Genomic DNA, 12,386 nt, shown 5'->3' with positions numbered 1-12,386 from the left:
AATATTATAGAGCCTTTTATTTACACTCAATAAAAATCAAAGAGCAAACTAGGAAACTAGCCACAGGTTGCTCAAAGCACTGCTTTGAGGTTGTAGATGAAACTGACGAAGTCAGCTCAAAACATGGTTTTGAGGTTGTGGATAGAACTGACGAAGTCAGTAACCATACATACGGTAAGGCGACGCTGACGTGGTTTGAAGAGATTTTCGAAGAGTATTAACTATTATGCTTTACAAACTAGTGTAGAAGTAGTATACTATAGGTGGAGCTACTAGTAGGTATTACAAAATAGATTAGAAGGGAGAAGTGATGAAGGAAACTCAACTATTAAAAGGTGTTCTTGAAGGTTGTGTCTTGGATATGATTGGTCAAAAAGAGCGATATGGTTATGAGTTGGTTCAAACTTTGCGAGAGACTGGATTTGACACCATTGTTCCGGGAACTATTTATCCTTTGTTGCAAAAGTTAGAAAAAAATCAATGGATAAGAGGCGACATGCGTCCGTCGCCAGATGGTCCAGATCGGAAGTATTTTTCGTTAACTAAAGAAGGAGAAGAGCGTGTCTCGGTCTTTTGGCAACAATGGGACGATTTGAGTCAAAAAGTAGAAGGAATTAAGAATGGGGGTTAAACCATGAAGAAAATGAAGTATTACGAAGAAACAAGCGCTTTGCTGCATGAGTTTTCTGAGGAGAATCAGCAGTATTTTGAGGAACTGTGGGATAGTTTTAATCTTGCTGGATTTCTCTATGATGAGGACTATCTCAGAGAGCAGATTTATTTGATGATGTTAGATTTCTCAGAAGCAGAACGAGATGGCATGAGTGCAGAGGATTATCTAGGTAAGGATCCTAAAAAATTAATGAAAGAGATGCTCAAGGAAGCGCCACGTAGTTCTATCAAGGAGTCCCTTTTGACGCCAATTCTTGTCCTAGCGGTATTACGTTATTATCAACTACTAAGTGATTTTTCTAAAGGTCCTCTCTTAACAGTCAATTTGCTCACATTTTTAGGGCAACTTCTTCTTTTTCTGATTGGTTTTGGACTTGTGGCCACAATCTTACGTTGGGGGCTAGTCCAAGATTCTCCTAAAATGAAAATTGGCACTTATATTGTCGTTGGGATTCTTGTCCTTCTAGTTGTTCTGGGGTATGTAGGAATGGCAAGCTTCATACAAGAAGGAGCCTTTTATCTTCCTGCTCCCTGGGATAGTTTCCTTGTCTTTACGCTTTCTCTAGTCATCAGTATTTGGAATTGGAAAGAAGCGGTCTTTCGTCCCTTTGTCAGTATGATTGTTGCCCATCTTATTGTAGGCTCTCTGCTCCGTTATTATGCGTGGATGGGCATTTCAAATGTTTTCCTCACAAAGATTATTCCTTTAGCAGTTCTCTTTATTGGCATTTTTCTCTTGTTCCGTGGGTTTAAGAAGATAAAATGGAGTGAAATATAGTCAAAAAGCCGTTGCAAAGCGGTTTTTTGTTATAATGAAAGGAAGAATGTTAGAAATTTAAGGAGAAAAATTTGATGAGATACATAACTCTTGGTCAAGATGACAAAGAATTATCAGAAATTGTTCTCGGAATGATGAGAATAGAAGATAAGTCTGTAAAAGAAGTTGAAGAGCTTGTAGAAACAGCACTTTCTGTTGGAAGCAATGCTTTTGACTTGGCTGATATTTATGGTCGTGGTCGTTGTGAAGAACTGTTAGGTCTTGTCCTAAAAAATCGTCCAGATTTAAGAGAAAAGATGTGGATTCAGTCCAAATGTGGCATTCGCATTGAAGAATTTACCTATTTTGATTTTTCTAAGGACTATATTATAAAATCAGTTGACGGAATTTTGCAAAGATTGAAGATTGATCATCTAGATAGCTTGCTTCTTCATCGACCAGATGCTTTGATGGAATCTGACCAAGTAGCAGAAGCCTTTGATCTCCTTTATAAACAAGGTAAGGTTCGAAATTTTGGAGTTTCTAATCAAAATCCTATGATGATGGAGTTGCTTAAAAAAGATGTCAAGCAGCCGTTAGCTGTTAATCAGCTACAATTGAGTGCAGCTTTTACTCCAGGATTTGAATCAGGTTTTCATGTTAATATGGAAGATAGTCAAGCAGCTATGCGAGATGGCAGCATTTTTGAATATTGCAAATTACACGATGTGGTCATTCAAGCATGGTCTGTATTACAATTCGGGTATTTTAAAGGGAATTTTGTTGGCAATGAGAAGTTCCAACAACTAAATCAAGTCCTAAATCGATTAGCATTAAAATACAGTGTGAACCCATCAGCTATTGCTATCGCTTGGGTGTTACGCTACCCAGCAAAAATGCAGGCAGTCGTAGGAACAACCAATCCTAAGCACTTGAGAGAAGTTAGCCAAGCGGCAAACTTTAATTTAACAAGAAAAGAATGGTATGAAATTTATCTTGCTGCAGGGAATGATTTGCCTTAGGAAAAAATGCATTTAAAGAAATCACAGTCAAAAAAACGTTGGAAAACATTTTTTGTTATCTGACCATTTGTCTGTCTTGATTCGTTAGGTACGGTTCATCAACGGATGATTATGATTTAACTATTCTGATTTACATACTATCAGGGAAGCAGTATCCCATAATTGACGGCACGCTAGTAGGTACTATAAAATGGACTAGAGTACTTTTTCGATTGGGTATAAAACATCATAGAGAATAAAAAAGGTTAGGATTTTTTGTCCTAACCTTTTTTTACATGTAATAAACAATGGCGATGTATTGGAGTGCGGACGCAGCTAGGATAAAGAGATGCCAAATCATGTGGAAATAAGGTTTTTTCTTGGCGTAAAATCCAGCTCCAACTGTATAAGAGAGTCCGCCAGTTACCATGAGACTCCAGAAAATGGGTGTCGTTTGACTGATAATGGCAGGAATGATAGTTAGAACCAACCAGCCCATAATCAGGTAAAGAGCAAGGCTAAATTTCTCATTGACTTTTTTAGCAAAGATTTTATAGAGGATGCCGAAAATGGTCGTTCCCCATTGGATGGCAATAATTAGATAGCCAAACCAGTTATTCATTAAGGTCAAGACGACGGGCGTGTATGAGCCTGCAATAGCAACATAAATCATAGAATGATCAATGATTCTCAAGACATATTTGTGGGTCGAACCATAGGCCATAGAGTGATAAATGGTGGATGAGAGGAACATGAGAAAAAGGCTGATAACAAAAATGGAAACGCCGATAGAGGATAAAAATCCGTGTGTTTCGTAACTATAGGTGGATGAAATAGGCAGCAAGATGAGCATGATGACGGCACCCACAGCATGGGTCACGCTATTGGCAATCTCCTCTCCAAAACTGAGTTGTTTGCTGAGTTTAAGACTAGTATTCATTAGATTTCCTCCTCTTCAGTATGATGGATTAAGTCTAGGGTTTGATGATAGAGCTTAACGGTTTGGCAGCTGGTTTGGATAATGGGGTTAGCTGGGTCAATTCCTTGGTTCATGTAGTCCACAAAAGCATCGTAGAGTTGGTCTGAACTTGCTTGAGTTTGGAGAGTATTCAGTGTCTGAGCTATTTCTTGAATAGAAAATACAGACTTGAGGGTTGTAATAGCAATCAAACGGGCAATCTGTTGGCGTTGGTATTTTTTCTTGTCAGGCTTTGTAAGATAACCATGTTTGACATAGTTATTGACCATGGATGCTGTTAGCCCCTTATCTTTATCTGGAGAGACAGGAGCGCAGACCTGATTGACATAGAGCAAAACCTGGTCCAGATAGAGGTCAATGTTTGGAATTTCTGCCCATTTTGGGTAGGAAAAGGTAGTTTTCATTTTAAACTCCTTATAATCTAGTTTTAATAACTAGATTATAAAATAATAAAAACAGAAAGTCAAGTTTTAACTGCTTGTGAAAAGGCTTAAATTATGCTATGATGGGAGAAACTAGTCAGAAATGAGGAGAAAAGATGGAGATTCGTTTAGCTTTTCCAAATGAAGTAGATGCCATCATGCAGGTGATGGAGGAAGCCAAGAAATGTTTAGCAGATGCTGGTAGTGACCAGTGGCAAAATGGTTATCCAAATGCGGACATTATTATCGATGATATTATCTCAGGTCAAGCCTACGTAGCCTTGGAAGAGGGAGAACTACTAGCCTATGCAGCTGTGACCAAAAGTCCAGAGGCAGCCTATGAAGCTATTTATGAAGGAAAATGGCAAGCTGGAGAGTCAGAGTACCTAGTCTTTCACCGTATTGCTGTGGCAGCAGATGTGCAGGGACAAGGAGTTGCTCAGACTTTCCTAGAGGGCTTGATTGAAGGTTTTGACTATCTAGATTTTCGCTCAGATACGCATGTTGCAAACAAGGCCATGCAGCATATTTTTGAAAAACTAGGATTTAAACAGGTCGGAAAAGTTCCAGTTGATGGCGAACGCTTGGCCTATCAAAAATTGAAGAAATAATGCAAAAGAAGTACGTAAAAATGCTCTACTTTTCGCCAATAGGAATCTTGTCTGTGGTTGCCGACGAGCAATATCTGTATGGCATTTGGGTGCAGGAGCAGAAGCATTTTGAGAGGGGACTAGGAGATGAAACGATAGAAGCAGTTGTTAGTCATCCCATTTTAGACCCAGTTATCACTTGCTTAGATGCTTACTTTAAAGGCCAGCCTCAAGATTTATCCGACTTGCCCTTGGCTCCAATCGGAACAGATTTTGAAAAGAGAGTTTGGTCCTATTTACAGGAAATTCCTTATGGTCAGACAGTGACCTATGGACAAATAGCCCAAGACCTGCAAGTGGCTTCTGCTCAGGCAATTGGTGGAGCGGTGGGACGCAATCCTTGGTCTATCCTAGTACCTTGTCATCGTGTGCTAGGAGCAGGCAAGCGTCTGACAGGTTATGCTGCAGGAGTGGAAAAGAAAGCCTGGCTCTTGGAGCATGAAGGTGCAGATTTTAAAGAGATAAACAATAGAAAGTGAAAGATATGTTAGAATTTATCGAATACCCAAAATGTTCAACTTGTAAAAAAGCAAAACAAGAATTAAACCAACTCGGTGTGGACTACAAAGCTGTTCACATCGTGGAAGAAACACCCAGCCAAGAAGTCATTTTGAACTGGCTAGAAACCTCAGGATTTGAATTGAAACAATTTTTCAACACCAGTGGAATCAAATACCGTGAATTAGGGCTAAAAGATAAGGTAGGAAGTTTATCAAATCAAGAAGCAGCTCAGTTGCTAGCAAGCGACGGTATGTTATTAAAACGACCGATTTTAGTAGAAAATGGAACTGTTAAGCAAATCGGTTATCGAAAAGCTTATGAAGAATTGGGACTGAAATAGTTTTTACTTATCTCTTTGATAGATAAAATATATAACCTCCCTGTTTCAAAGTATGATAAACTAGTAGGTAGACAAAGTCTGTATCTGACCGTAGCAAATAATTTCATTGACGGCAGAAGTATGGTAGAATGAATCATTATCAGGAGAGGATATTTTTATGAATGTTACAACGATTTTAGCATCAGATTGGTACCAAAACTTGATGCAATTGATTCCGGATGGCAAGCTGTTTAGCCTGCGTTCGGTCTTTGATGGAATTCCGAGAATTGTCCAACAACTTCCAACAACGATTATGTTGACAATTGGTGGTGCCTTTTTTGGCTTGGTTTTGGCGCTTCTTTTTGCCATTGTGAAAATCAATCGTGTCAAGATTTTATACCCCTTACAGGCCTTCTTTGTTAGTTTCTTAAAAGGGACACCGATTTTAGTGCAACTCATGTTGACCTACTACGGAATTCCTTTGGCTTTGAAAGCTATCAATCAGCAATGGGGAACTGGTCTTAATATCAATGCTATTCCAGCCGCTGCTTTTGCCATTGTTGCCTTTGCTTTTAATGAGGCGGCTTATGCCAGTGAAACTATTCGTGCAGCCATTCTCTCAGTCAATCCTGGTGAGATTGAGGCGGCACGCAGTCTGGGGATGACCCGAGCACAAGTTTATCGTCGCGTGATTATTCCAAATGCGGCCGTTGTGGCGACTCCAACCTTAATCAATTCCCTAATTGGCTTGACCAAGGGAACTTCCTTAGCCTTTAGTGCGGGTGTTGTAGAAGTCTTTGCCCAAGCTCAGATTTTGGGTGGAGCTGATTATCGTTACTTTGAGCGATTCATCTCTGTAGCCCTTGTTTATTGGGTAGTCAATATTGGAATTGAGAGCCTCGGTCGTTTTATCGAGAGAAAAATGGCTATTTCTGCACCAGATACAGTGCAAACAGATGTGAAAGGAGACCTTCGTTAATGATTAAGATTTCGAATTTAAGCAAATCCTTTTCAGGACAGACTGTCTTGGATCATCTGGACTTGGATATTCAAAAAGGGGAAGTTGTAGCCTTGATTGGTTCTTCAGGAGCTGGAAAATCAACCTTTCTTCGCAGTCTCAATTATCTTGAAACACCTGATAGTGGCTCGATTCAGATTGATGATTTCTCGGTTGATTTTTCTAAAATCACTCAAGAAGAAATCCTTGCCCTACGTCGCAAGTTATCTATGGTATTTCAGCAGTTTAATTTGTTTGAACGCCGCACGGCACTTGATAATGTGAAAGAAGGCTTGGTTGTTGTCAAGAAATTATCTGACCAAGAAGCGACTAAGATTGCCAAGGAAGAGTTGGCTAAGGTTGGGCTTTCTGACCGTGAAAACCATTATCCTCGACATTTATCAGGAGGACAGAAGCAACGGGTTGCCTTGGCGCGTGCTCTTGCCATGAAACCAGATGTCTTGCTCTTGGACGAACCAACTTCAGCCCTTGACCCAGAATTGGTCGGTGAAGTAGAGAAGTCTATTGCAGATGCTGCTAAGTCAGGTCAAACCATGATTTTAGTCAGCCATGACATGTCCTTTGTAGCCCAAGTGGCTGATAAGATTCTCTTCTTAGATAAGGGGAAAATCATTGAGTCTGGAACTCCGGATGAGATTATCCACCATCCTAAAGAAGAGCGGACAAAAGAATTCTTTGCTAGTTACAAACGGACTTATATTTGATATAATAGATAAAGAAAAACTCAGTTAGCTGGACTAGCTGAGTTTACTCTTTAAAAAAGATAGAAATGAGAGAAATCATGCTACTGCAACTATTTTCTTTATATTTCGAGAGTTTGATCTTGACCACTATCCTCGTCCTGATTTTTTTAGGGATTTGGATTGGACTGAGAGCCATGTCGGGAGTTGATAAGACAGCCAAGGCTCGCCAAGCCCATCTCTATGATATGATTATGATTGGAGTTTTGGTTGTTCCAGTATTATCCTTTGCGGTTATGAGTTTAATTCTTGTTTTCAAAGCATAATCCTTGCATGATTGACAAGAAAGAGTTAGAATAAAGATAGTTACAACAAGAAAGAAGGAAACTATATGTACGATACTATTATTATCGGTGCTGGACCTGCAGGGATGACTGCAGCCTTGTATGCTGCTCGAAGCAATCTGAAAGTAGCCTTGATTGAAGGTGGTCTGCCAGGTGGTCAGATGAATAATACATCTGATATTGAAAATTACCCAGGATACGCTAATATTAGTGGGCCAGAATTGGCAGAAAAGATGTTTGAACCGCTTGAAAATCTTGGTGTTGAGCATATTTATGGCTATGTTAAAAATGTAGAAGACCATGGTGATTTTAAGAAAGTGATGACTGATGACCAAACATATGAAACACGTACAGTTATCGTAGCAACTGGTTCTAAACACCGTCCTTTGGGAGTACCTGGAGAAGAAGAACTGAACAGTCGTGGTGTTTCTTACTGTGCCGTGTGTGATGGTGCTTTCTTCCGTGACCAAGATTTGTTGGTAGTTGGTGGTGGAGATTCAGCTGTTGAAGAAGCCCTCTTCTTGACTCGTTTTGCTAAGACTGTTACCATTGTTCACCGTCGTGACCAACTTCGTGCCCAAAAGGTTTTACAAGACCGCGCCTTTGCGAATGAGAAAATCAGCTTTATCTGGGATTCTGTAGTGAAGGAAATCAAGGGTGAAAACCGAGTAGAATCTGTCGTATTTGAAAATGTGAAAACAGGTCAAGTGACAGAACAAGCCTTCGGTGGCGTCTTTATCTATGTTGGATTGGACCCTCTTAGCGATTTTGTTAAAGAATTGAATATCCAAGATCAGGCTGGATGGATTGTGACAGATAACCACATGAAAACTGCAGTTGATGGTATCTTTGCAGTTGGAGATGTTCGCTTGAAGGACCTTCGACAAGTGACAACGGCAGTTGGAGATGGGGCTATCGCTGGTCAAGAAGCTTATAAATTTATCACAGAACATAGTTAATTATAAAAACGCATAGTATCAGATTTACAAAAAATTTGACACTATGCGCTTTATTGTGGGAAAATTAATTTCATTTTCTACTGAAATTGAGTTTTGCCAGCCTCTTATATTTTTAGAAAAATCCTTTAATCTTTCCAACGAGGCCATCAAGACCTTCAGAACCAGAAATCAACTGCTGAGCTTGAGAGAAGTATTCTCCAAGTTGGTCTTGGTTTTCTGCAACAAATGTCTTTGCAGCTTCGAAATCTTTTGTTTCGATTAATTTTTTTACTTGGTTAAACAAATCTAATGGGTTCATCCTATTTCTCCTTTTCTATACTTACCTATTTAATCATCTTTATGGTAAAAAATCAACTGTTGCTACTTTTGGCTAGGACCTGTTTTTATCTACAAGTTCTCATAACTAAGATTCTGACTACCAAAACAAGGTAGACATAAAAATAAAAATGTTCGGTTTTTTCTAGTGTATCCATGAAATAAAAACGGATACATGTTATAATAGAAATAGCTCTTTAATGGAGGTGTTTGAGTGGAAAATCTGAAGAAAATGGCAGGTATCAAGGCTGCTGAGTTCGTGAGCGATGGAATGGTCGTTGGACTTGGAACAGGCTCGACTGCCTATTATTTTGTCGAAGAAATCGGTCGTCGTATCAAGGAAGAAGGATTGCAGATTACAGCTGTAACAACTTCTAGTGTGACTAGTAAACAGGCTGAAGGTCTTAACATCCCGCTCAAGTCTATTGACCAAGTAGACTTGGTTGATGTGACGGTTGACGGGGCGGATGAAGTGGATAGCCAGTTTAACGGAATCAAAGGCGGTGGTGGTGCCCTTCTGATGGAGAAGGTTGTAGCAACGCCCTCAAAAGAATATATTTGGGTGGTGGATGAAAGCAAGCTGGTAGACAAACTAGGTGCTTTTAAATTGCCAGTAGAAGTGGTTCAGTATGGTGCAGAGCAGGTCTTTCGTCGTTTTGAACGAGCTGGCTACAAACCAAGTTTCCGTGAAAAAGATGGCCAACGTTTTGTGACCGATATGCAGAACTTTATCATTGACCTTGCCTTGGATGTCATTGAAGATCCAATTGCTTTCGGACAAGAATTGGACCATGTCGTTGGTGTCGTGGAGCACGGCTTATTCAACCAAATGGTGGATAAGGTAATCGTTGCTGGACAAGATGGCGTTCAGATTTTAACCTCAAGAAAAGAAAAATAGAAGGGGGCATAAGATGTCTAAATTTAATCGTATTCACTTGGTAGTACTGGATTCTGTAGGAATCGGAGCTGCACCAGATGCCAATAACTTTGTCAATGCAGGGGTTCCAGATGGTGCCTCTGACACACTGGGACACATTTCAAAAACAGTTGGTTTGAATGTCCCAAACATGGCTAAAATCGGTCTTGGAAATATTCCTCGTGAAACTCCTCTTAAGACTGTACCGGCAGAAAGCAATCCAACAGGTTATGCAACAAAATTGGAAGAGGTATCCCTTGGTAAGGACACTATGACTGGGCACTGGGAAATCATGGGACTCAACATTACTGAGCCTTTCGATACTTTCTGGAACGGATTCCCAGAAGAAATCTTGACAAAAATCGAAGAATTCTCGGGACGCAAGGTCATTCGTGAAGCCAACAAACCTTACTCAGGTACAGCTGTTATAGATGATTTTGGACCACGTCAGATGGAAACTGGAGAGTTGATTATCTATACTTCAGCTGACCCTGTTTTGCAAATTGCTGCCCACGAAGACATCATTCCTTTGGATGAATTGTACCGTATCTGTGAATACGCTCGTTCGATTACCCTTGAGCGCCCTGCCCTTCTAGGTCGTATCATTGCTCGCCCTTATGTAGGTGAACCAGGTAACTTCACTCGTACGGCAAACCGTCGTGACTTGGCTGTATCTCCATTTGCCCCAACTGTTTTGGATAAATTGAATGAAGCTGGTATCGATACTTATGCTGTTGGTAAAATCAATGATATCTTTAATGGTGCTGGTATCAATCATGACATGGGCCACAACAAGTCAAACAGCCACGGAATTGATACATTATTGAAGGCCATGGGACTTTCTGAGTTTGAAAAAGGATTCTCCTTCACAAACTTGGTGGACTTTGATGCTCTTTACGGCCACCGTCGTAATGCTCATGGTTACCGTGATTGTTTGCATGAGTTTGATGAACGCTTACCTGAAATTATCGCAGCTATGAGAGAGAATGACCTTCTTTTGATTACTGCGGACCACGGGAACGACCCAACTTACGCAGGAACAGACCACACTCGTGAATATATTCCACTTTTGGCTTACAGTCCTGCCTTTAAAGGAAATGGCGTCATTCCAGTCGGACATTTCGCAGATATCTCAGCGACTGTTGCAGATAACTTTGGTGTGGAAACTGCTATGATTGGGGAAAGTTTCTTAGATAAATTGGTATAAGATGACGCGCTATGCTTTGCTGGTGAGAGGCATCAATGTTGGTGGAAAGAATAAGGTCGTCATGGCGGAGTTTCGTCAAGAATTGACAGACTTGGGACTGGAAAAGGTTGAAAGCTACATCAACAGTGGCAATATTTTCTTTACTTCGATAGATTCCAAAGCCCAATTGGTTGAAAAGTTAGAGGCTTTCTTTGGAACTCGTTATCCATTTATTCAGAGCTTTTCTTTACTGAGTCAAGAAGACTATGAAGCAGAAGTGGAGAATCTACCAGATTGGTGGAGCGAAGACTTGGTAAGAAAAGACGTTCTCTTTTACACTGAGGGCTTGGATGTGGACCAAGTCATCGAGAAAGTAGGCGTTTTGAAACTGGAAGATGAAGTTGTTCATTTTGGTAAACTTGGGATTTTCTGGGGAAAATTCTCTGAAGAAACCTACTCTAAGACTGCCTATCACAAGTACTTGCTCAAGATGCCTTTCTATCGCCACATTACCATTCGCAATGCAAAAACCTTTGACAAAATTGGTCAAATGCTTAAAAATAATAATAAAGGAAATACACAATGACATTTTTAGACAAAATCAATGAAACAGCTGCTTTCCTGAAAGACAAGGGAATTCAAGCGCCTGAGTTCGGTCTAATCCTTGGGTCAGGACTGGGAGAACTGGCAGAAGAAATCGAAAATCCAGTTGTAGTAGACTATGCTGAGATTCCAAACTGGGGCCGCTCTACAGTAGTCGGTCACGCTGGTAAATTAGTATATGGGGAACTTGCAGGTCGCAAGGTCTTGGCTCTTCAAGGTCGCTTCCATTTCTACGAAGGAAATCCTCTGGAAGTCGTGACTTTCCCAGTTCGTGTCATGAAAGTTCTCGGATGTGAAGGTGTTATTGTAACCAATGCTGCTGGTGGTATTGGATATGGGCCTGGTACTTTGATGGCTATCTCTGACCATATCAATATGACGGGGCAAAACCCATTGATGGGTGAAAACTTGGATGACTTTGGTCCACGTTTTCCAGATATGTCTAAGGCCTACACTCCAGAATACCGTGCTACTGCCCATCAAGTGGCTAAAAAACTGGGTATCAAGCTTGATGAAGGTGTCTATATCGGTGTAACCGGTCCAACTTATGAAACACCAGCAGAGATTCGTGCCTATAAGATACTGGGAGCAGATGCAGTTGGTATGTCTACGGTTCCTGAAGTGATCGTGGCAGTCCACTCAGGCTTAAAAGTTCTGGGAATTTCATGTATTACTAACTTTGCGGCTGGTTTCCAAGAAGAACTCAACCACGAAGAAGTTGTGGAAGTAACCGAACGTGTTAAAGGTGACTTCAAGGGCTTGCTTAAAGCGATTCTTGCTGAATTGTAAGAAAAAAGATTTAAAAGGAGGAATACCTCTACCTTTTCATGATTGACTGGCTATTCGGAACAAAGAAGAAACATATGTAGACTATGGGTTTCTTCCTACTCTTGTAACTGAAAGAGTCTGATAGTTAGCATTGTGAAAGACAAGATTCTAGGATACTAGCATTAGCTTCCTAGCCAAGCAGACTAGTATGATAAGAAGAGATAAGAATGAATTTACTTTCTGAATTTCTCAGTCTTATCATATATAGCACAATGAGATTTTGCTTGAGTCTGCTT

General features: G+C 40.4%; 17 protein-coding genes and 1 pseudogene. 15 read left to right on the top strand and 3 right to left on the bottom strand.

The window, feature by feature from the left end; translation table 11 throughout:
- The 4 genes and pseudogenes from HT722_RS02945 to HT722_RS02930 form a co-directional block, all read left to right on the top strand.
- A pseudogene (locus HT722_RS02945) lies at positions 1–221 on the top strand (hypothetical protein); the annotation flags it as partial.
- An 89-nt stretch (positions 222–310) separates the two neighbouring features.
- Positions 311–631, top strand: coding sequence for a PadR family transcriptional regulator (locus tag HT722_RS02940; protein WP_173277470.1), 321 nt, complete (start codon positions 311–313; stop codon positions 629–631).
- 3 nt (positions 632–634) lie between these two features.
- A complete protein-coding gene (locus tag HT722_RS02935; RefSeq protein ID WP_173277468.1) occupies positions 635–1,450 on the top strand; it encodes a hypothetical protein in 816 nt (271 codons plus the stop codon).
- Between the two features lie 74 nt (positions 1,451–1,524).
- Complete coding sequence (locus HT722_RS02930; RefSeq protein WP_173277466.1) at positions 1,525–2,451, top strand: aldo/keto reductase; 927 nt, start codon at positions 1,525–1,527, stop codon at positions 2,449–2,451.
- A 271-nt stretch (positions 2,452–2,722) separates the two neighbouring features.
- Here the strand turns inward: HT722_RS02930 and HT722_RS02925 are convergent, their stop codons facing one another.
- Positions 2,723–3,370 (bottom strand): hemolysin III family protein, encoded by a 648-nt coding sequence (locus HT722_RS02925; RefSeq protein ID WP_055356951.1) that lies wholly within the window; start codon positions 3,368–3,370, stop codon positions 2,723–2,725.
- Positions 3,370–3,813 carry a DUF1836 domain-containing protein gene (locus tag HT722_RS02920; RefSeq protein WP_173277463.1) on the bottom strand — a complete coding sequence of 148 codons (444 nt, stop codon included), beginning with the start codon at positions 3,811–3,813 and terminating at the stop codon, positions 3,370–3,372. The genes HT722_RS02925 and HT722_RS02920 overlap by 1 nt, the downstream gene beginning before the upstream one ends.
- Before the next feature lie 134 nt (positions 3,814–3,947).
- On the opposite strand from HT722_RS02920, the gene HT722_RS02915 reads away from it, so the two are divergent.
- From HT722_RS02915 to trxB, 7 genes are all read left to right on the top strand, one after another.
- Positions 3,948–4,442, top strand: coding sequence for a GNAT family N-acetyltransferase (locus HT722_RS02915; RefSeq protein ID WP_173277461.1), 495 nt, complete (start codon positions 3,948–3,950; stop codon positions 4,440–4,442).
- A complete protein-coding gene (locus HT722_RS02910; RefSeq protein WP_173277459.1) occupies positions 4,442–4,960 on the top strand; it encodes a methylated-DNA--[protein]-cysteine S-methyltransferase in 519 nt (172 codons plus the stop codon). The genes HT722_RS02915 and HT722_RS02910 overlap by 1 nt, the downstream gene beginning before the upstream one ends.
- A gap of 5 nt (positions 4,961–4,965) precedes the next feature.
- Positions 4,966–5,322 (top strand): arsenate reductase family protein, encoded by a 357-nt coding sequence (locus HT722_RS02905; protein WP_173269619.1) that lies wholly within the window; start codon positions 4,966–4,968, stop codon positions 5,320–5,322.
- 157 nt (positions 5,323–5,479) lie between these two features.
- On the top strand, positions 5,480–6,280 hold the full coding sequence (locus HT722_RS02900) for an amino acid ABC transporter permease (protein WP_173269581.1): 801 nt from the start codon (positions 5,480–5,482) through the stop codon (positions 6,278–6,280).
- Positions 6,280–7,023, top strand: a complete 744-nt coding sequence (locus HT722_RS02895) for an amino acid ABC transporter ATP-binding protein (RefSeq protein ID WP_000590965.1) — start codon at positions 6,280–6,282, stop codon at positions 7,021–7,023. The genes HT722_RS02900 and HT722_RS02895 overlap by 1 nt, the downstream gene beginning before the upstream one ends.
- 77 nt (positions 7,024–7,100) lie before the next feature.
- Positions 7,101–7,325, top strand: a complete 225-nt coding sequence (locus HT722_RS02890) for a DUF4059 family protein (RefSeq protein WP_000926599.1) — start codon at positions 7,101–7,103, stop codon at positions 7,323–7,325.
- A gap of 65 nt (positions 7,326–7,390) precedes the next feature.
- Positions 7,391–8,302 (top strand): thioredoxin-disulfide reductase, encoded by a 912-nt coding sequence (gene trxB / locus HT722_RS02885; protein ID WP_173277457.1) that lies wholly within the window; start codon positions 7,391–7,393, stop codon positions 8,300–8,302.
- A 112-nt stretch (positions 8,303–8,414) separates the two neighbouring features.
- Here trxB and HT722_RS02880 read toward each other — a convergent pair whose 3' ends face one another.
- Positions 8,415–8,600: a hypothetical protein gene (locus tag HT722_RS02880; RefSeq protein WP_173275130.1), complete on the bottom strand. Its 186-nt coding sequence runs from the start codon at positions 8,598–8,600 to the stop codon at positions 8,415–8,417.
- 231 nt (positions 8,601–8,831) lie between these two features.
- Here HT722_RS02880 and rpiA point away from each other — a divergent pair, with 231 nt between their 5' ends.
- Genes rpiA through HT722_RS02860 form a run of 4 tightly spaced genes read left to right on the top strand, consistent with a single transcriptional unit; the run spans position 8,832 to position 12,111 of the window.
- Complete coding sequence (gene rpiA, locus HT722_RS02875; protein WP_112443519.1) at positions 8,832–9,515, top strand: ribose-5-phosphate isomerase RpiA; 684 nt, start codon at positions 8,832–8,834, stop codon at positions 9,513–9,515.
- Positions 9,516–9,528: 13 nt separating this feature from the next.
- Positions 9,529–10,740, top strand: coding sequence for a phosphopentomutase (locus HT722_RS02870; RefSeq protein ID WP_000033114.1), 1,212 nt, complete (start codon positions 9,529–9,531; stop codon positions 10,738–10,740).
- A 1-nt stretch (position 10,741) separates the two neighbouring features.
- Entirely contained in the window at positions 10,742–11,305 is a 564-nt protein-coding gene (locus HT722_RS02865) for a DUF1697 domain-containing protein (RefSeq protein WP_173277456.1), read from the top strand.
- The gene (locus HT722_RS02860; RefSeq protein WP_173277455.1) at positions 11,302–12,111 is read left to right on the top strand and encodes a purine-nucleoside phosphorylase; all 810 of its coding nucleotides are present in this window, start codon (positions 11,302–11,304) and stop codon (positions 12,109–12,111) included. The genes HT722_RS02865 and HT722_RS02860 overlap by 4 nt, the downstream gene beginning before the upstream one ends.
- Positions 12,112–12,386 lie beyond the last annotated feature (275 nt).

Source organism: Streptococcus sp. 53, assembly GCF_013276565.1.
In the GTDB taxonomy this organism is placed as follows: Bacteria; Bacillota; Bacilli; order Lactobacillales; family Streptococcaceae; genus Streptococcus.
Note: the sequence above shows the minus strand (reverse complement) of the source record. Positions and strands in the feature narration are given on the sequence as shown.

Coding starts and splice junctions, on each gene's coding strand:
- HT722_RS02865 (WP_173277456.1), top strand. CDS start 10,742: ATGACGCGCTATGCTTTGCTGGTGAGAGGCATCAATGTTGGTGGAAAG.
- HT722_RS02890 (WP_000926599.1), top strand. CDS start 7,101: ATGCTACTGCAACTATTTTCTTTATATTTCGAGAGTTTGATCTTGACC.
- HT722_RS02925 (WP_055356951.1), bottom strand. CDS start 3,370: ATGAATACTAGTCTTAAACTCAGCAAACAACTCAGTTTTGGAGAGGAG.
- HT722_RS02905 (WP_173269619.1), top strand. CDS start 4,966: ATGTTAGAATTTATCGAATACCCAAAATGTTCAACTTGTAAAAAAGCA.
- HT722_RS02870 (WP_000033114.1), top strand. CDS start 9,529: ATGTCTAAATTTAATCGTATTCACTTGGTAGTACTGGATTCTGTAGGA.
- HT722_RS02860 (WP_173277455.1), top strand. CDS start 11,302: ATGACATTTTTAGACAAAATCAATGAAACAGCTGCTTTCCTGAAAGAC.
- HT722_RS02910 (WP_173277459.1), top strand. CDS start 4,442: ATGCAAAAGAAGTACGTAAAAATGCTCTACTTTTCGCCAATAGGAATC.
- HT722_RS02920 (WP_173277463.1), bottom strand. CDS start 3,813: ATGAAAACTACCTTTTCCTACCCAAAATGGGCAGAAATTCCAAACATT.
- HT722_RS02935 (WP_173277468.1), top strand. CDS start 635: ATGAAGAAAATGAAGTATTACGAAGAAACAAGCGCTTTGCTGCATGAG.
- HT722_RS02940 (WP_173277470.1), top strand. CDS start 311: ATGAAGGAAACTCAACTATTAAAAGGTGTTCTTGAAGGTTGTGTCTTG.
- HT722_RS02880 (WP_173275130.1), bottom strand. CDS start 8,600: ATGAACCCATTAGATTTGTTTAACCAAGTAAAAAAATTAATCGAAACA.
- HT722_RS02930 (WP_173277466.1), top strand. CDS start 1,525: ATGAGATACATAACTCTTGGTCAAGATGACAAAGAATTATCAGAAATT.
- HT722_RS02915 (WP_173277461.1), top strand. CDS start 3,948: ATGGAGATTCGTTTAGCTTTTCCAAATGAAGTAGATGCCATCATGCAG.
- HT722_RS02900 (WP_173269581.1), top strand. CDS start 5,480: ATGAATGTTACAACGATTTTAGCATCAGATTGGTACCAAAACTTGATG.
- HT722_RS02895 (WP_000590965.1), top strand. CDS start 6,280: ATGATTAAGATTTCGAATTTAAGCAAATCCTTTTCAGGACAGACTGTC.
- trxB (WP_173277457.1), top strand. CDS start 7,391: ATGTACGATACTATTATTATCGGTGCTGGACCTGCAGGGATGACTGCA.